Source organism: Pseudomonas sp. MWU16-30323, assembly GCF_020515595.1.
GTDB classification, from domain to species: Bacteria; Pseudomonadota; Gammaproteobacteria; order Pseudomonadales; family Pseudomonadaceae; genus Aquipseudomonas; species Aquipseudomonas yamanorum.
In genome coordinates this window covers 41,338-61,069 of record NZ_JAIWYM010000014.1, presented here as the reverse complement: position 1 = coordinate 61,069, position 19,732 = coordinate 41,338, and the positions used below count along the sequence as shown (strand labels likewise).

11 protein-coding genes are annotated in these 19,732 nt (G+C 60.2%); 9 read left to right on the top strand and 2 right to left on the bottom strand.

What is annotated here, in order from left to right:
* Positions 1-206: 206 nt before the first annotated feature.
* From LIY45_RS17625 to LIY45_RS17610, 4 genes are all read left to right on the top strand, one after another.
* Complete coding sequence (locus tag LIY45_RS17625) at positions 207-1,139, top strand: chemotaxis protein CheV (protein WP_226477060.1); 933 nt, start codon at positions 207-209, stop codon at positions 1,137-1,139.
* Positions 1,140-1,475: 336 nt separating this feature from the next.
* The gene (locus LIY45_RS17620; RefSeq protein WP_226477059.1) at positions 1,476-3,638 is read left to right on the top strand and encodes a methyl-accepting chemotaxis protein; all 2,163 of its coding nucleotides are present in this window, start codon (positions 1,476-1,478) and stop codon (positions 3,636-3,638) included.
* A 27-nt stretch (positions 3,639-3,665) separates the two neighbouring features.
* On the top strand, positions 3,666-3,908 hold the full coding sequence (locus LIY45_RS17615; protein ID WP_226477058.1) for a hypothetical protein: 243 nt from the start codon (positions 3,666-3,668) through the stop codon (positions 3,906-3,908).
* Between the two features lie 232 nt (positions 3,909-4,140).
* A complete protein-coding gene (locus LIY45_RS17610; RefSeq protein ID WP_226477057.1) occupies positions 4,141-5,598 on the top strand; it encodes a glycosyltransferase family 39 protein in 1,458 nt (485 codons plus the stop codon).
* A 6-nt stretch (positions 5,599-5,604) separates the two neighbouring features.
* Here LIY45_RS17610 and LIY45_RS17605 read toward each other — a convergent pair whose 3' ends face one another.
* Positions 5,605-6,759: an OprD family porin gene (locus tag LIY45_RS17605; protein ID WP_226477098.1), complete on the bottom strand. Its 1,155-nt coding sequence runs from the start codon at positions 6,757-6,759 to the stop codon at positions 5,605-5,607.
* Positions 6,760-7,000: 241 nt separating this feature from the next.
* On the opposite strand from LIY45_RS17605, the gene LIY45_RS17600 reads away from it, so the two are divergent.
* The 5 genes from LIY45_RS17600 (at position 7,001) to LIY45_RS17580 (ending at position 19,179) form a co-directional block, all read left to right on the top strand.
* Positions 7,001-7,897: a LysR family transcriptional regulator gene (locus tag LIY45_RS17600; RefSeq protein ID WP_226477056.1), complete on the top strand. Its 897-nt coding sequence runs from the start codon at positions 7,001-7,003 to the stop codon at positions 7,895-7,897.
* Between the two features lie 108 nt (positions 7,898-8,005).
* The gene (locus LIY45_RS17595; protein ID WP_226477055.1) at positions 8,006-9,445 is read left to right on the top strand and encodes a Na+/H+ antiporter NhaC family protein; all 1,440 of its coding nucleotides are present in this window, start codon (positions 8,006-8,008) and stop codon (positions 9,443-9,445) included.
* A 19-nt stretch (positions 9,446-9,464) separates the two neighbouring features.
* Positions 9,465-11,267, top strand: a complete 1,803-nt coding sequence (locus tag LIY45_RS17590) for a CocE/NonD family hydrolase (protein WP_226477097.1) — start codon at positions 9,465-9,467, stop codon at positions 11,265-11,267.
* 63 nt (positions 11,268-11,330) lie between these two features.
* Positions 11,331-17,075: a membrane-targeted effector domain-containing toxin gene (locus LIY45_RS17585; RefSeq protein WP_226477054.1), complete on the top strand. Its 5,745-nt coding sequence runs from the start codon at positions 11,331-11,333 to the stop codon at positions 17,073-17,075.
* Positions 17,076-17,259: 184 nt separating this feature from the next.
* Positions 17,260-19,179 carry a methyl-accepting chemotaxis protein gene (locus LIY45_RS17580; RefSeq protein ID WP_226477053.1) on the top strand — a complete coding sequence of 640 codons (1,920 nt, stop codon included), beginning with the start codon at positions 17,260-17,262 and terminating at the stop codon, positions 19,177-19,179.
* A gap of 172 nt (positions 19,180-19,351) precedes the next feature.
* Here the strand turns inward: LIY45_RS17580 and LIY45_RS17575 are convergent, their stop codons facing one another.
* Positions 19,352-19,720 (bottom strand): glyoxalase superfamily protein, encoded by a 369-nt coding sequence (locus LIY45_RS17575; protein ID WP_017478513.1) that lies wholly within the window; start codon positions 19,718-19,720, stop codon positions 19,352-19,354.
* Positions 19,721-19,732 lie beyond the last annotated feature (12 nt).

Genomic DNA, 19,732 nt, shown 5'->3' with positions numbered 1-19,732 from the left:
AAATTAAAACACTTCTCAATCGCTCACAAAACAAATTAGCCAGCTAACTTTCTAATATCCATTCGAATAGACGAACAACAATACTTTAACTTTTTTGACACGCCCCGCCTAAATACCCTCTTTATTTTCACAAATATTTTACATAGCCCTTTTTAAGATGATTCCACTACGACATTATCGTCATGCGAGTCGCTTAAGGAGTGGATATGGCAGGCTTAATGGCGTCAGTTAACAGTCGCACCCAGCTGGTAGGTCAAAATCGCCTGGAACTATTGCTATTCCGATTTAACGACCGCCAACTGTACGGAATAAATGTATTTAAAGTCCGGGAGGTCATTCGCTGCCCAAGGCTATCGATACTACCTAAGTCTAATATCAATATTTGTGGAGTAGCGAATATTAGAGGCACCAGTATTCCAATACTGGACCTGGCGATGGCGACCGGACTGCCGGGCGTCAAGGACACTGAAAGTGCCTTCGTCATTCTTACGGAATATAACAGCCGCGTGCAGGGCTTCCTGGTGTATGCCGTTGAACAGATTGTCAATTTGAACTGGGAAGACATACATCCGCCGCCCAAGGGCAGTGGCGAAAACAACTACCTGACGGCTGTTACGCACACAGGCAACCAACTGGTCGAGATTATTGATGTAGAAAAAGTCTTGACCGAGATATCGCCATCGTCCGAGGAAATCTCATTGGGTGTAGTCGATGACGAGGTGAGCCGGTTGGCGCGACAGTTACGCGTTCTGACCGTAGACGACTCCATGGTGGCCCGTAAACAGGTCACCCGTTGCCTGGAAACCGTCGGCGTTGAGGTCGTCGCATTGAATGATGGTCGACAGGCTCTGGACTATCTTCGCGCAATGCTCGAGGAAGGCCGCAAGCCGGATGAAGAGTTTTTGATGATGATTTCAGACATCGAAATGCCAGAGATGGACGGCTACACATTGACTGCCGAAATCCGCAACGACCCTCGTATGGCGAACCTGCACATTGTGCTGCATACCTCGCTGTCCGGTGGGTTCAACCAGGCCATGGTCAAGAAGGTGGGCGCCGATGACTTCCTGGCGAAGTTTCGTCCCGATGACCTGGCTGGCCGCGTGGTAGCCCGTATCAAAGCAACCAGCGTCTGTTGATTTCAAAGATCGTACGTTCGAGACAAGGAGGCTTTATATGTATATAACACCAAGAACCGTCGACCTGAACGATCCATCACAGAAAGATCAACTAGCTGCACGCGTTCCCGCCCAGCGTTATGGCTTTAAAAACACCGAGTCACTATGGCTCGAAGATAATGCAGTGCATGAACACGTTTAACCTAGCCCCCAAGCTGTACCGTCAACTGTAGCTGGACTTTCAAGTAACAGCTCAGCGACGCAAGCAGCAGATGATTATTTAGCCGCGCGTGCAAAACATATTGGCTTGTCAACATCAGAGGATGCTGGCAACTATTACTGTGGGCGGGAGACATCATGAAATTCAACTCATTGCAGACTCGGATCTGTTTCACTGCAGGCATCTGCCTGTTTATATCATCGGCGAGCCTGGTGCTATATGGACTGTTCTCTTCCACGGCCAGCGAAAAATACGTAGCCGGCGAAGTATCTGCACTTATTGAGAATTCAACCATACGCGAAGTGCAGAACCTGGCAGAGTCACGGGCCAACGCTATTCAGGCAAAACTGCAAAGTGCACTGGATGCGGCGAGAACACTGGCCAATGCATTTGCGGCCAGCAAAACCGCACAAAGCTCACTTTTATTAGGCCGTGAACAGATCAATACGATGTTGCTCAGCGTGCTTAAAGATAACCCCGACTTCAACGGCACTTATTCCTGCTGGGAGCCGGACGCCTTGGACGGTCAGGATCAGGCGTTTCGCAATGGCGAAGGCGGCAATAACCCACTGACCGGGCGCTTCACGCCTTATTGGACACGCAGTTCGGACGGCCATATCGCGGTTCAACCCTTGGTGGAGTATGACTCCCAGGCCCGTCATCCCAATGGCGTCCCCAAAGGCGGCTGGTACACGGGGCCCCGCGACACCCAGAAAGAAAGTGTATTGGACCCCATCCCGTACGTCGTTCAAGGCAAGAACGTGTGGCTGACCACGCTTTCAGTGCCGATCACCGCCAATGGCAAATTTTATGGGGTAGTCGGCGCAGACTTCGATATTGCCTTCATCCAGAAGCTCAGCGAACAAATGTCAGCCGACCTTTACGGCGGCAAAGGTTCCGTCTCGATCCTGAGCAATCAGGGGCTGGTGGTTGCAGACAGCCAGAGGACCGATCTGATCGGCCAACCCTTGAAGGGGCTGTTGCCCGATACCTGGGAAAAAACCCTGGCCGATATCCAGAGCGCGCGCGGTGTCGGGCAGTTCAACAAGGACAGTCAGAACATCGAAGTGTTGATGCCGATTCAGCTGGGCCGCACGGGCAAGCCATGGGCCATATTGATTCGCCTGCCCAAGGCCGTGGTGATGAGCCAGGCGATCGCCCTGGAGCAGGAAATGCAATCGCGCAGTGTCAGCAACAGTGTCTGGCAGGTGTCGGTGGGCGTAGTCATTTCCTTGCTGGCCCTGGTGGCGCTGTGGTTTGCCACCGCAAAAATTGTCGGGCCGATTCGTGAGGCAGCCGCGTTGGCGGCGAGTATCAGCTTGGGTGATTTCTCACGCCGTCTGGTTCAAAAGTCTGAAGATGAAGTCGGACAGTTATCTTTTGCCCTGAATGACATGTCAGAAAGTCTGCAACGCCAGGTGCGAATCGCCGAGCGCATTTCCGAAGGTGACCTGGACCTGGAGGTTCGCCTCTCATCCCCCCAGGACGCCCTCGGCAAATCATTGGAGAAAATGGTCAGCAACCTGAATAACCTGATTTCGGAAGTCCAGGTCAGCGCGACTCAAATCACCGGCAGCTCCGCCCAAGTCACCGAGTTGAGTCAGTCGCTGTCCGATGGGGCGTCCAATTCGGCTTCGTCGATCACCGAAATCAGCGCCGTGATGACGCAGATGGCCGCACAGACCACCGACAACGCCGCCAATGCGAGGAAGGCTGACGAACAGTCCCAGGCTTCACGGGCCGACGCTGGCGAAAGTGACAAGTTAATGAGCGAGCTGATTGCCGCCATGGCCGAAATTGACAACTCCGGCAAAGACATCACCGCCATCATCACCACCATCGACAACATCGCGGCCCAAACCAACCTGCTGGCGTTGAACGCTGCGATTGAAGCGGCCAGAGCCGGAGAGCTTGGCCGGGGATTTGCCGTGGTCGCCGACGAAGTCCGCAGCCTGGCGGCACGCAGCGCCGAAGCCGCTCAGCAAACCGCCGCCCTGATCGCCGACTCTTCAGTCAAGACCCAGCGCGGCATGGTCATTGCCGGCCGTACCGCCGACTCGCTGAGAAATATCGTCAGCGGAACCAGTGCGGTTTCGAGCCTGGTGTCATTGATCTACCAGGCATCAAGCGAGCAGGCATCCGGCTTGCAACAGGCCAGCATCGGCCTTGAGCAGATCGATGAGGTGACTCAGCAGAATCAGTCCAACTCCCAGGAGTGCGCGGTGGCGGCCAAGAACCTGTCGGAACGGGCAAATACCATGCAACGCGGTCTCAGCCGCTTCAAAGTCAAAAGTTCCTAGCAGGTCGGTTACCGTCAAGGAGGAGCTATGCCTGAACCAAAAAACTACAAGATCAGCTTTATCCATCAGGGTCAGGAGAGGGAGATCTACCTCACTTTGATGGATTGTCACGATGCCTACAAATGGCGATACATTGCCGATAGCCTGGGCATCAACTATTGCAGTTCCGACGGGCGCTTCATGCTTTCACATGCCATAAAAAACCTTGTAGAAGCCAAGGGAGTCAGCAAGGTCGTGGTACAAACAATGCCAGAGTCGAGCGACCACTGACCCGGGACAGGCTGACCATTGTCGCCCGCGCCCTGGCCCTCCATCGGCGCCGGCTTCGTACGCAACGCCGTGTGGGATCACCTGCACGGTCCCCCCCCTGGCGCCACTGACCGGTACCTCCTCCCACAAAAACCTCACACTCATTCACGAATTATTAAGAATCCCCCTCGTATACTCACCGATTGCCCGGACCGTTCCCCCGAACGGTCCCCTGCCCCGGTAGCCAGAATCCATGACGCGTTCCGCTCCTCTGCTGCTCCTGCTTACTGCGCTGTTGTTCTTCTTCGCCCTTGGCAATCACGAGTTGCAAGGCTCGACCGAGGCCCGTGTGGCCGGGATCGCCATGGCCATGCACCTGGATAACGATTGGGTGGTGCCGCGATTGTTCCGTGAACCCTTCCTGGAGAAACCGCCGCTGAGCCTGTGGCTCGACGCCGGGGCGATCCGGCTGTTTGGTGGCACCACGTGGGCAGTGCGCCTGGCGTCGGCGTTTGCCGGGCTGTTCAGTGTGATGCTGCTGTACGGGATGCTGCGCAAGTTTGGCCGGCCCAAGACCCTGGCGTTTGTCGCGGCGCTGATGCTGGCGACCATGGCCAGTTACTGGAGCAACGTACGCGGCGTCGGTGAAGATTCGCTGCTCACCCTCGGGGTCACCATGGCCCTGCTGGCGTTCTATCAGGCCAACCGCCCCGCCTCGGAGCGCGACCGTTCGAACCTGGGCACCTGGTTGCTGTTTACCCTGGGGATGGTGATCGCCACCTTGAGCAAAGGTGTGCTGGGCCTGGCCATGCCGGGTATCGTGATCTTCGTCTATTTGGCCAGCACCAGCCTGATGGATAAACAATTCAAGCTGGGCGACTGGGTCAAACCCGGGCTATTCACGCTGCTGGCGCTGGTGCCGCTGATGATCTGGCTGGGTTTCCTGTACCAGCGCGACGGGCTGCAAGCGGTACGTGAAGTGCTGTTGACCAACAGTGTCGGACGCTTCAGCGGCTCGTTTGTCGAAGCCGGTCACTACGAGCCGTTCTATTACTACATCGTCAAACTGCCCGAAGCCTTTTTGCCCTGGAATATTCTGGTGTACCTGGGGCTGTGGCACTTCCGTAAAAGCCTGGTGCGCAACCGCTACCGGCTGTTTTTCAGCGTGTGGCTGGTGGCGCAGTTCACCCTGCTGACGCTCGCCTCCAGCAAGCGCACGGTTTACCTGATGGCACTGACGCCCGCCGCCGCAGTGCTGGCCGCCGAGTATGGTGGCGTCTTGCTGGGCTGGCTGAAAAGCCGCGGGCAGGTTTCCAACGTTGCCGAACACGTTTATGCCCATCGTCGCGGCCTGGTCGGTGGTTTTTTCACCCTGGTGATTGCCTGCTACCTGATTGCCGCTTTCTGGTTCGCGCCCAAGGCCGATGTGCGTCAGTCGTTTGTGCCGGTGATCAGCCAGATCCAGGCGATGCAGGCGCAGGGCAAGGAAGTGGTGCTGTATCAGGCCAACGAGCGAATCGCCGGCGCCGGGGTGTTCTACATGCAGGCCTATTTGACGATTCTGCAAACGCCGGAGGAACTCAAAAGTTACCTCGCGGCCAAGCCCGGCAACGTGGCCCTGGTGGACAATACTGACCGGCTGAACGTACCCGTGACGGTGGTCAAGGAGATGGCGATCAACCGTCAGCCGTACTATTTCGTCGAGCAGTAAGGCCTGTCACCACAGCGCCAGGTCGTACGTGAGGTAGACCCGGTAGTTGTCACGATCGCTCGCATAGGTCGAGCGATACGTGGCCTTGCGCAACTCGATACCTACACCTTTGAAGGTGCTGTCCTGGATCACGTAGCGCAGGTTGGTGTCCGACTCCCACTCGCGGGCTTCGCGCCCTTTGAAGTCACCGTTCTGGCCCTTGTAGTAGCGGGTCATGAAACTCAGGCCCGGCAGTACGGCGGCAAAATCGTAGTCATAGCGCAGCATCCAGGTTTGCTCACCGGCCTGGATGAATTTGCCGACACCGGCGTTGCTGAAGGAATACACCGTCGACACGCTGGCGTAGGGCAACGCGGTATCGCCGGTGACTTTCTGATAACCCACGCCCAACGCCTGCGGCCCTAGCCGGTAGGTGAACAACCCGCTGAACATGTCGCTGTCGACCTTGCCATTGCGCGCCTCGCCGGCTTCGTTGCTGATGAAGTAACGCAAGTCGCTGGTCAGGCTGCCGGTACCCACTGGCTGCTTGTGCACCAGGCCAAAGAACTGCTGGCGATAGAATTCGCGCATTTCGCCGTAGTACCAGGTGCCGCTCAGCTTGGGTGTGAAGGCGTAGGTGGCGCCGGCGAAATCAAAGTCGCTGCCCTTTTTGCCGCTGTAGCCCTGGGGGTAAATATCCACGCTGTCGGTCGAGTTTCGCAGCTTGAACTTGTCCAGATGCCCGGCGTGCACGTACAGGTTACGGACGCCGCTGTACTCGACTTGAGTGCCCTGGAACGTTTGTGGCAACAGCCGGCCATCGTTGTACACCAGCACCGGAATCTTCGGCAGCAGCGTGCCGGTTTTCACCACGGCTTCACCGATGCGCATCTTGGCGGTCACGCCCAGGCTTGAGAATTCGCTGGCCGCGCGGCCATCGTCGTGCACCGGCAACAACCCGGTGCCGGCATGGGCGCGGCTGGAGTCGAGCCTGATCCCCGACAACCCCAACGCATCAAGGCCGAAACCCACCGTGCCTTCGGTATAACCCGATTGCAGGTTGAGCAAAAAGCCCTGGGCCCACTCCTTGCGGTCCTCGCCGCCGTCGCGGTAACCGTCGTTGAAATAGTAATTGCGCAAGGTCAATTTGCCGTGGGAATCCTCCCAGAAACCCTGGGCCATCAGTGCCGGTGACAGGCTCGCCAGCAAGCCCGTGCACACCACCCCTCCCCTCGTGAAAAGCTCACGCATAACCGTCTCCCGAATGCCGTATTGTGGTTTTTTATGGGCAGTTGCTGCCTGCGATACGCTGGACGGCGCGTCGCATTGCGGCGGACACTAACGGCTCCTCGAACGCCCGGCAACGTTATGCGAGAAGCGCATCAGGCTATGCGCAAAGCCCTCAAACCACAGGAAAATCACGGTGAATCTCAAGCAGCTCGAAGCCTTCAAGGCGATCATGTCCACCGGCTCGACCATCGGTGCGGCGACCCGCATGGGCCTGTCGCAATCCGCGGTCAGCCGGTTGTTGAGCCAGTTGGAAGAGGCATTGGGTTTCGCGTTGTTCCTGCGCAAAAAGGGCCGTTTGATGGCGACCCCGGAGGCTGAAGAACTGCTTGCCGAAGTGGCCGGCCTGGTGGACGGCATGCAGCGTATCCAGCGCCTGGCAGATGAAATGCGCGTGGGCCGTTCGCGCAAGAGCCTGATCAAGGTCGGGGTGCCCACCAGCATGACCCAGGAGCTGCTGCCGCGGATCGTCGCCGAGTTTCTCAAGGGCCGGGAAGACATCGTCGTCGAGTTGCTGACCGGTTCCTACGACATGATCGAACGGGCCGTGCTCGACCGCTCTGCCGACCTCGGTTTTGTGCGCTTGCCTACCGAGATTCCCGACTTCGAGATTGAACCGGTGCTGGAAACCGAAGGCGTATGCGTGATGCCCGCTGACCATCCGCTGACCCGCCACGCCTGCATCGAAGTGCAACACTTGCGAGACGTGCCGTTGGTGATGCTGGGCCGGCAACGGGCTCTGCGGGCGGAGTTGAACCAGGTGTTTCGCGCAGCCAACCTGACGCCACAGGTGCGGGTGGAAGTGCACTCGGTGGGCGCCGCGTGCAGCTTTGTCGCCGAGGGGCTGGGGGTGTCGATCGTCAATGGTTTGCTGGCCAGCCACTTCATGCATTTGCCGATTGTGGTCCGCCCGTTTCGACCGGCATTGCCCTATGCATTCGGCCTGGCGTTTCGCGCCGATGAACCCAGGTCCAAGGTGGTGACGGCGTTTGCACAGCACCTCAAGAGCCGCCTGGCCGCACAAAACGCATAGCCCAACCCAGCCCGCGCATAACGTTGTCGCCGTTAAAACTTTGCCCTAGTGTCCGCTCCACAAGTGTCACCCGACACAACAATAACAGCGCACACCGGGGCAACCAGCATGACCGAACCGCAGATCGTCCGTACCCACTCGCCCACTGAAACGCCGGTGGCAACACCCGCGCAGCGCAAGCAGATCAACCCGGCCATCATTTTGTTGAGCATCGTGCTGCTGGCTGTCGCCTTCACCTACGCGGTGAACTCGGGCAAGTTCCAGCGCCAGAACGGCCTGGTGGTTCCGGGCTCCTATCAGGTGCTGGAAAAGCACGACTCCCTGGGCCAACTGTTCTCCCTGGAACCGCGCAAAGCCAGCGATACGGTCGCTCGGCCGGTATCGTTGATCGAGGGCTTCATGGCCATCCCCCAAGGCATCGAAAAACGCGCCGCGCTGATTTTCATGGTGCTGTTCATCGGCGGGATGTTCGGCGTGCTGAACAAGGCCGGTGTGATTGATGCCGGTCTTGAACGCCTGTTGGGGTTGACCCGGGGCAATATCTACGTGCTGGTGCCCAGCCTGATGCTGGTGTTTTCCGCCGGCAGCACCTTCATGGGCCTGGCCAAGGAATTCATCCTGATCGTGCCGTTGATGGTGGCCATGGCCAACCGCCTGGGGCTGTCGAACCTGATCGGCCTGGCCATCGTGACCATCTCGGTGAAGGTCGGCTACCTGGCCTCCATCTCCAACCCGGTTGCGCTGTCCGTGGCGCAGCCGATGGTGGGGCTGCCGATTTTCAGCGGCCTGAGCATGCGCGTCCTGGCCTACTGCACGTTCCTGCTGGTGGGCATCGCATTCGTGTTGTGGAGCATCCGCAAGCATGGGTTTGATGCCAGCGCGCAGATCACCTTCGAACGCAAACCGCTGCCCCTGCGCCACCTGCTGAACCTGATCGTGCTGGGGGCCGGCATTGGTTTCCTGGTTTACGCCTCGAACCGCTGGGCGTGGAAATACCACGAGCTGTCGGCGTTCTATCTGCTGCTGACCGTGGCGTTCAGCGTAATCGCCGGCCTGGGTGCCAGCACCGCCGCCAGCGCCTTTGTCGACGGCATGAAAAAGGTGCTGATCGCCGGTGTGTTGATCGGCCTGGCGACCGCCGTGGAAATCATCCTCAGCACCGGTCAGGTGCTCGACACCCTCGTCAACAGCCTCGCCAACCTGGTGGGCGATCATGGTCCGGTGGTTTCGGCCTACGGCATGTTCTTCGCACAACTGGGGCTGGATGTACTGATCCCGTCCACCTCGGGGCAGGCGGCGGTGACCATGCCGATCTTCGGGCCGTTGGGGCAACTCTCCGGTGTCAGCCCGCAAACCACAGTGTTCGCGTTTTTGATGGGCAACGGCCTGACCAACATGATCACCCCGACCTCCAGCGGCCTGTTGGTATTGCTGGCCACCGCCAACGTCGGCTGGGGCCAGTGGGCACGCTACATCCTGCCGCTGTTTCTGATATATGCGGTGCTGGCGATGGTGTTGTTGGCCATTGCCGTAGGCACCGGGTACTGAACCCATGAGTGTTTTCCCCATGCAGACGTTGCACAACCAGATGATCGCCATGCGCGACGGCATCCACCTGGCCACCGATATCTACTTGCCCCACGGCCCAGGCCCGTTTCCGGTGGTGATCGAGCGCACCCCCTACGACAAGAGCAAACCGTCGCGCTCGGAAGTCCAGCTCGACGGCCAGCACATTTCCCGCGAGCAAATGGCCGCGCGGTTCACGGCCCAGGGCTTTGTCGCGATCTTCCAGGATTGCCGCGGGCGCTATGCCTCCGAAGGCGTGTTCACCAAATACACCGCCGAGGGCGAAGACGGTTGCGACACCCTGGCCTGGATCGTCGAGCAGCCGTGGTGCAACGGCAAGATTGGCAGCATGGGCCTGTCCTACGCCGCCCACGCGCAACTGGCGATGGCCTGCCTGCATCCGCCGGGCCTCGCCAGCATGGTGCTGGACAGCGGCGGCTTCGCCAACGCCTACCAATGTGGAATTCGCCAGGGCGGCGCGCTGGAGCTCAAGCAGGCCACCTGGGCGTTTCGCCAGGCCAAGGAAAGCCCGGCGGCGCTGGCGGATCCGAAGATCCTCGAAGCCCTGGAACAGGAAGACATCCACCAGTGGTTCAAGCGCATGCCGTGGCAAGCCGGGCAATCGCCCCTGCGGCATGTGCCGGAGTACGAAGCCTATCTGCTGGAGCAGTGGGCCCACGGCGACTTCGGCCCATACTGGCAAGCGCCGGGCATTTACGCCGAGGGGCATTACCACGACCTGCCGGATATCCCGGTGCTGTTCATGTCCAGTTGGTACGACGCCTATGTCAGTTCAACCCTCGCCAACTACGCGGCGTTTTGCGCCAGCGGTACAGCGCAGCATCAGTTGATCATGGGCCCTTGGCTGCATGGTGATCGCAATATCACTCACAGTGGCGATGCGGAATTTGGTGCGCCAGCAGCCTTCGACGGGCAGGTGGCGAAAGACTGGCTGAGCTGCCGCCTGGACTGGTTTGAACGCACCCTCAAGGGTTCGCCGCTGCCCGTCTCCGCGGCAGTGAAGGTGTTCCTGATGGGCGGTGGCACCGGCGAGCGCGATCAACAGGGGCGCTTGCAACATGGCGGGCACTGGATCGACAGCCATCAATGGCCGCTACCGGATAGCCGGCAACTCACCCTGCACCTCACCGCACAACGCCAACTGCAACCTGAACCGCCGACCACCGAGGGCCAGCTCAGCTACCGCGCCGATCCGGCCGACCCGGTGCCGACCATCGGTGGCGCCCTGACCTCCGGCGCGCCGATTTTTGTCGGCGGCGCTTTCGACCAACGCGAGCGGGCGGATTTCTTCGGTACCCGGCGCGACCATCGCCCGCTGGCCGAGCGCAGCGATGTCTTAAGCTTCCAGACCGAGCCACTCAGCCACGACCTGATCGTCGCAGGCCCGCTGCGCGTGGAGTTGTGGATCGACAGCGATGCGCCCGACACCGACTTCACCGCCAAACTGGTCGACGTCTACCCGGACGGCTACGCCATGAACATTACCGACGGCATCCTGCGCACCCGTTACCGGAACACCTGGGAGCACCCCACCCTGCTGACCCCGGGTGAGCGGGTCAAGGTAGTGATCGAACCCTTCGCCACCTGCAATCTTTTCCAGCGCGGCCACCGGCTGCGCCTGGACATCGCCAGCAGCAACTTCCCGCGCTTTGACGTCAACCCCAACAGCGGCGAAGCACCCGGCCAGGCAGAACATCCCAGGGTGGCCCGCAATACGCTGCACCTGAGTACTGATTGCCCGTCACGCCTGATACTGACCGTGGTCGAGGCCTTGAGTAACTAACTACCGCCATCGATACGGCGAGACTGCGCACCCTCAGGGATCCATCAACCCTGAGGACCGGCCATGCCCGCCCAGCCCCCGAACACATCACCACTGCCCCCCGAACAACTGAACAACTACCTGCTGCAGATCGGTCATCGCTTGCAGGTTTTCCCCCACGGCCAGGCGCCCGCAGCGCAGTCCTCTGCCGAGTTGCTGGAGATGCAGGCGCTGCACGCGGCCCTGGCAGAAGAGAGCCGCTGGGGCCTGCAGAAGGTAAAAGTGCACTACACCGTACCCCGCAACTGGATGATCCACGGCGAGCAGGGCCTGTTGAACCGCACGCGCATCCGCACGGCGCTGCACAATAAACTGACCGCCATGGAAACAGAGCGGCGCCCCAACGGCCATTTGCGCAAAAACTGGATACTCGACAGCCATCAGTTGATGCTGGAGGCAGAGGCCAAGTTGAAGGTTGCAGATCGCTTGCTCAGCCCCGCCGACCAGTTGATGGTGACGAATATCGTCTTCGGCCCCGAGCGGCGCCCGGGCATCCATCGCCTGACGTTTCGCTACCGCCAGCAGACCATCGAGTTCGCCGGGATGTTCGTCCTCACGCGCAGCCAGACACCGGTCACCCACCTGGAGATCGAGGACGGTGATGTGTTGCTGTTCACCCCTTCCAGAGGCCTGGAGGCTTTCACCTCACTCAAACACCTGGACCGCACGCTGCAGGAGCGCATGAAGCAGACCGCCTGGCGCCAGGAACTGCTGCAACACCTGCCGCGCCGTTACCAGCACTTGCGCGCAGCGAGTATCTGGCCCCTGGTGCCAGAACCGATCGACAGCCTCCCGCTGAACGAACACACCTACAACGCCCTGCAGGACAAACAACATCAGGACATCGCGTTTGCCCTTGGCCTGGACGGCCACCCAGCGCCGGCAGACGTCGCCAGAATGACCCTCGAACTGGACCAGGCGCTGCGCTGCTCGCCTTGGGACCTGGCCTCGCGCCTGGAACTGCGCGCGCAACAATTACTGGAAAAACTGCTCCACGAATTCGCCCCCGACTGGTACCGCAGCGCCAATGAAGCTCAGCGCAAGACCCTCGCCGAACACCTGCGCACTTACGAACACCTCAGCCTGCAAGTGCTGGCGTTACTCGGCCCGGCGGCCTCGCCCGAGGCCATGGCACGTCTGCAAGTGCTTGAGCACCTGGATGACGACCTGGATATCCAGGGCCTGATCCCCGAGCAACTGCAGATCAGCACTGAGCGCACCCTGAAGTCAGGCAACTCGTACAACCAGCACAACAACCTGGTGCAATTGGCGATACGTGGCTTGCACCATGGCGATGAACAAACCGACTCCGAGTTTCTCAAACACACCTGGCTGACCTACGCCCAACAGCCCTTGCCGTCCGAGTTCCAGGACGTCACGCCGGCTTACCTGGCCGAGCTGTTGGCCAAGGTTCAACCAAGCCTGACCTTCGCCGAAGAACAAAAACGCGCCCACAGTCTGCCCGCCGTACAGGACGCCATGCAGCAGATGCTCGACAGCCGCCTGCACGCGCTGGCCTACAGTGCATCGTTGCAAAACCATATCAGCACTGACGACTACGCACTGCTGCAGACCCTCAGTGAAGGACCATCGCCCACACTCACCGCCTGCTGCCTGTTCCTGCACAAGGCGCCCCTCAAAGACCTGTGGGTGCTGCGCCAGACCGATGCAACGGGCGCGGTCAAACGCTTGCTGCTGTGCACGCCTCACGCCCCCCGCGCCGAACAGTTCCAGGCCTTTGGCAGCGAGCGGGAATTGCAGGCGCACATCCTCGGCTGGAGCCAGGAGGTAGCGTCCGTCCCCGGTTCGCGCAGCATGAAAGACTACCTGCTTGAACAACTGGTCAGCCGGATCCGGCCCAAATACAGCGCGATGCTTTCCGCCTTGGGTTTTACCCCGGCCAGCCTCGAGTATTTGATGATCAGTTTCGGCGCGCCCTCCACCTATGAAGCCTGCCTGGTGGAAATGAGTACCACGACGCTGGCCATGCAGGCCGATGAATACCTGCATCAGATGCCCAAGTGGCTGAGCCAGGCCTCGGTGGCGGACCGACAGAAACTCGCCGACCTCAAGGAACAGGCCACGGGCGCTGCACAGGCCTACGCCGCAAGCCCGGGTAGCCCGCAACAGTTTCCCGACTTCGACAGTTACTTGCACAAGGCGGCAAAAACCGCCCTCAATCAACTGCTCGGCCACCCGATCCCGGCGGTAGACCCAAACCTCGTGGGCGTGATCACCCCGCGCGAACGCGTCAGCTACACCACGCTGTACCGCAACGGCTACGACGCCAGCCTGGGCTTTATCAACCCTGACGCCAGCACCACCGCACAGTTCAAGGGACCGCCCGGCGTCGACCTGAGTCGACTCACCGCGCAAACGGTGAGCAACTCGGTCAGAGGCACCTGGATCGGTGATCGCTATGTCGCCGAGGTCGAGAAAACCCTGCTGGACCCGCAAGGCCCCCACTATGCATGGCGCCGCAGCATGGCCCTGGAGGTTGCCCAGTTGCACATGCGTGTCGCCGCGCTTGAGTGCTGCCTGCAAGGCTATCTGGCAACAACCGACCTGGCTTGGCTGGAAAAGAGCATCGACAGCCTGGCTGATAACAGCGAGGCCGTGCGCAATCGGTATCGGCTCTATCCGTTGCACATCAGCGGGCAAGTGATCGATGGCTGTTACCTGTTCCACCACGCCAACGACCTGCCCCTGCTCTACACCCCGCACGCACCGGACGGCATCGCCTTCAGGCCGCAACGGGAATTCAACGAACGCCTGAAAAACCTTGAAGGCATGGACACCTACTACATCAGCCGGGTCGCCAGCGCTGAGCGTGCGGCGTTCGCGCCGAGATTGAAAGCATTGCTGGCGGGCCTGCCGGCACAGCTCAAGGGCGTGTATTCCAAGCCGGTATTCGACGAAGTGCCTCGCACCGCACTGCCCCTCAAGAACCTGCATTACCACACCTACGACAAAAAGCTGCGCCACCGTATCGACGAAGTCAAAAGCACCACCACCGGGCGCTTGCAGATGATCATGGAACTGGTCAGCGTCATCGGTGAAATCACCATTGCCGTGCTGACCGCGCCCTTCCCGACACTGAGCCTGGCGTTGGGCGGGTTGCTGGTGTTCAAGGATTCGATGCTCGCCCTGCATGCCTACAGCCGCAACGACACCGCTGCCGCCCTGGGGCATTATCTGGGCGCGCTGCTCAATGCCGGCGGGGCACTGTTGACCGACCTGCGGCCCCTGCTGTTCGCCCCCGTCAAGCTTGCCCGTCCGCCGTTGCGCCATGTTGCCCGGGCGTCCAAGGATCAACAGGCAATGACCTTGATCAAGCAACTGCAGCCACAACCGCCATTGCCTCAGGGCATGCAGCCCGTGCTGTTTGCTGGCGACAACCTGTGGGCGTCCCACACCCCCGACAGCCTGGGGCGATTCCTGTTGTTTCGCTACGACAACACCAGCGGGCAATTGCGCTCCACCGGCAAGCTGGTGAACCAGACGGTGGACGGCCAGTGGCAGCGCTCCGGTGTCATCGGCGGTATGCCAGGCCCTGAAAGGCTTGGGCAGCCCTATGAATTATCGGAAAAGTTACGCAGGGACGTAGCGGCCGTCATCGCCCCCGAGGACAGGTCCGCGCTGTTCCAGCAGATCGCCTACCTGGATCGTGACCTTAATACCCACAGCATCTGGGTCTCGCGTCAGCAACTCGCCCCGGCACTCAAACAGCACCTGGACAACGTCAGGGCACTGACGGACGACGCCGACGCGTTTTTTGCACGGTTGCCCGCCGTGGTTCCCCGGGCCGAAACCTTGAACCCGGCGCCAGACATTGCCCTGCGTGATTTGCTCAAGCTGCTGATCGATGACGCCCACAACCTGGTGGTGGGCGAGGCACCGTTTTCCACCGTGGCTAAACAGGTGCTGATCGAAAACATGCAGTACCTGCGTGAATTCAACGTGACGGTTCTCTATATCGAGGCGTTGTGGCGCGACATCCACCATCTGAAAACCCACTCACGGTTTTCCAGTGGTTTCTCCAAACAGGCGGAGCGCCAGCTCAAATCCATCGACAAGGAAAACTACCGCGACCCCGAAGGGTTGCACGGCCACTGGATGCTGGTAAAAACCGCGCAACAGCACGGGATTGAAGTTAGACCGTTGAACGCCTCAAGCTCCTACGACCTGGAAAACACCCTGAGCCTGGTTGATTCACGCCCGGCCTCGATTCGCGCCAACAGGCTGACCAACTTTTACTCCCACACCCTCATTAACGACGACCAGGCCAAAAAACCGGGCGAGCGCTGGATAGCATTGGTTGATCAAAAACGCATGAGCACCTATCGCGGCACGCCGGGTCTGGCCGACCTGCAAAAGAGCATTGCCCTGCGGGTCGACGATGCCTTCAGCCAACCCACCCGAGTCATCGCGGATGTGGCAGGCGGTATTCCCGGCGATGTCCTGGCCAAGGGCGACCTGAAGCTGTCGTTGCACACGGCAAGCCAACCGGCGCCGCGCCCGGCCCCCTCGGTGGAGGGCTCACTCTCGCCACGGCCAACGCGCCCTCTGCCTGCTGAAGCGCCGCGCCACTTCAGCACCTTTGACCTGCCGCATGAACACCTGAACCTGATCAACGATGAAATCACCCTGCCGATAGGCACGCGTGAAGTGCTCTTCGCAACCGCCTACTGGGAGACCGTCAGCAGTCGTCGTGCGGCGCAAATCACCTTCGACCAGACCCGTAAAAAACTTCAGACCCAGGCCCAGGCATTTTTTACCGAACTCACACCGCCTACGCGAAAGGCACTGCCTGCGATCGACCCGACCCTGGATGAGGTGAAGTTTATCGATCAACTGCTGGACACCGCCGATGGCCTGGTGGTCGGCGAAGCCCACTCCAGTACGTCGAGCAAAGGCTTCCTCAGCCGGCACATGGAATACCTGAAGGGCCAGCGTGAAGTAAAAACCCTGTACATGGAGCAACTCACCACCGAGCTGCATCAAGCCGACCTGGATATCGTCCACAACCTGGGCTTTATGCCTGATGAGCTGTGGAGCTACCTCAACGCATTGGACAAAGGCCACGGCGTACCGGCCGACAGCCCCCACAGCTTTGTCAGCCTGGTGCAGGTGGCGATGAAGCATAACGTGCGGATTCGCGCACTCGATTGTGTCGCCAGCTTGCGGGTAGATGGCATGACCGGCTCCAGGACATCAATGCTCAACTACTTTGCGACCCAAGTGATCCGCTCGGATCAGCTTCAACAGGGGCCACACAAGTGGATCGCACTGGTGGGCGAAACGCACGCCAATACGTACCACGGCGTGCCGGGCATTGCCGAGCTCAACAACGGCATCAGTTTGCTGCTGGACGATGTGCCTCCCGGCTCGGCCAGCGGCTTTGTGCGTGAGCCCGCCAACCTCCAGGCGTTACCGCGCGAGCAACAATGGCCATTGGTGCGCTACGACTTCAAGAAAAGCGTCGAAGTCGCCGGTGCGCCATCGCCGCCACCTGTCATGCTGGCGCCAACCCTCAGCCTCGAACAACGCCTGCGGCGCAAAGGCGACTACCTGCTTCAGCGCACCCTGGACGACGGGTTGGAGATGGTCCATAAAAACCGCGACGGCGTACTGGTCCACACCGCGTTGCAGCAGGATGCCAGGGGTCACTTCGTCAATCGCTGGAACCTGGATGACCGCCGTTTCAGCAGCAGGGAAGCGTTGATCGACATCATCACCACCAGCAAAAGAATGCGCCAAGTCCACTGACCCTCGTACCGCCCTCTGCATGAGGGCGGTGCGACCGCTCGTCGCTCACGCTTCATAAATCCTGCCCTCACGAAAAAACCGTTTCAGCTCTCGCCAGGGCTGCCGATACCTCCTGACTACCCATCGGCTGGTCGCTACTTCCAGCAACCGGATGTACCCGCAAATCTGTTCCTGGAGGAATGCGATGAATAGTTGGTTCGGCAACATCAGCGTCAACATGAAACTGGGCCTGGGCTTCGGCCTGGTACTGGTACTCACCTCGATCCTCGCGCTCACCGGCTGGACCAGCCTGGGCGGCCTGATCGACCGCAGCAACTGGATGAGCGACATCACCCAGCTCAATGCGTCACTGACCAAACTGCGGATCGTGCGCCTGCAATACATGTTGGCCAACGGCGACGAAGCCGTGGCGCAAAACGTGCAGACCAGCCTCGACAATTTTGTGGCCCAGCAACAGAAGCTGCTGGACAGCTTCAAGAGCCCGGACAACCTCAAGCTGCTCAATGAGCAAAAGGCGATCATCACGGCTTACCAGCAGTCCTTGAACAAAATGCGCGAGGCCTACCGCAACGGTAACGCCGCGCGCCAGGTCATGGGCGACAAGGCTGACATCGCCAACACACAAATCGACGCCCTGGACTCCAGCGTGCGCCAGATGCCCGACAGCGCCGAGCGTTTTGCCCAGTTCGAGGCCGTGACCACCGCCAAGGAACAGTTCCAGTTGGCCCGCTACGAAGTGCGCGGCTACACCGGCAACGTCAACGCCGAGACTGAAGCCCGCGCTGCCGCGCAGATCGAGAAAGCCATCGACGGTTTGAAAGGCCTGCATACGGCGTTTGGCGCCAACCAACAGTCCGCACTGACGGCCCTGGAAACCGCCCTCGGGGCTTATCGCAGCGCGGTGCAGAACTACAAGGCGGCCAACGCCAACATCGTCTCGGCCCGTGCAGAAATGACCACCCAGGGCACCGACATCGTCACCATCAGCGACAAGCTGTACGACATTCAGCTGCAACGTCGTGACGCCGAAAGCGCCCAGGCCCGCAGCCTGCAACTGATCAGCACGTTGCTGGCGTTGCTGGTGGGCATCGTGGCGGCCGTCATTATCACTCGCCAAATCACCCGCCCATTGCGCGAGACCCTCGCCGTGGTGGAGCGCATCGCTTCCGGCGACCTGAGCCACAACATCCAGGTGACCCGCCGCGACGAACTCGGCGTGTTGCAACAAGGCATCCAGCGCATGGGCACGACCCTGCGTGAACTGATCAGCGGCATCCGCGACGGCGTGACCCAGATCGCCGCTGCCGCCGAAGAGCTATCGGCCGTGACCGAACAGACCAGCGCCGGGGTCAACAGCCAGAAGATCGAGACCGATCAAGTGGCCACCGCCATGCACGAAATGACCGCCACCGTGCAGGAAGTCGCACGCAACGCCGAACAAGCATCCCAGGCGGCCTCGGCCGCCGACGGCGAAGCCCGGGCCGGTGACAAGGTAGTGGCCGAAGCCATCGCCCAGATCGAGCGTCTGGCAGCCGAAGTGGCACGCTCCACCGACGCCATGACGCACCTGCAACAAGAGAGCAACAAGATCGGCAGCGTGATGGACGTGATCAAGGCCGTGGCCGAACAGACCAACCTGCTGGCGCTCAACGCCGCCATCGAAGCGGCCCGTGCCGGTGAAGCCGGTCGTGGTTTTGCGGTGGTCGCCGACGAAGTCCGTGGCCTGGCCCAACGCACCCAGAAATCCACCGAAGAGATCGAAGGCCTGGTGGCCGGTTTGCAGAATGGCACCCAGCAAGTGGCTGCCGTGATGAACAACAGCCGCAACCTCACCGACAGCAGCGTCGAACTGACGCGCAAGGCCGGTGTGTCACTGGAAAACATCACCCGTACGGTGTCGAATATCCAGTCGATGAACCAGCAGATTGCGGCAGCCGCCGAACAGCAGAGTGCCGTGGCGGAAGAGATCAGCCGCAGCATCGTGAATGTGCGGGACGTGTCGGAGCAGACCGCAGCGGCCAGTGACGAGACGGCCAAGTCGAGTGTGGAACTGGCGCGTTTGGGCGGGCAGTTGCAGCAGATGGTCAGCCATTTCCGGGTGTAAACACACCTTCAACGCAAGCACCCTCAAACTGTGGCGAGGGAGCTTGCTCCCGTTGGGCCGCGAAGCGGCCCCAGTCCAAACAACCGAGACCGTTCAGGTAAACCCTGCGCCTGGTTTTGGGGCTGCTGCGCAGCCCAACGGGAGCAAGCTCCCTCGCCACATTAGAACGGGTTTAAACCGCGACTTCCTCAACAAACACCAACCGATTCCCCGACGGGTCGCTGATGCTCATTTCGCGGCTGCCCCATGGCGTGTCTTCAATCCCCGGCTTGGCGTTGCGGTAATGCTTGGCCAGCAATTGTTGCTGGTACGCTTCCAGCCCTTGGGCCTGAATCCGCACCGCCGCACCCGGCGTGCAGTCACCATGGTGCTCGGACAGGTGCAGCACGCATTCCCCCAGCGACACCTGCAAGTACAGCGGAAAGTTGTCTTCAAACCGGTGCTGCCAATCGACCTTGAACCCCAGGAAATCGACGTAGAACGCCAACGTTTTGGCCTCGTCAAAACTGCGCAAAATGGGGGTGACTTTTCCTAAGTGCATGGCGCTTGCTCC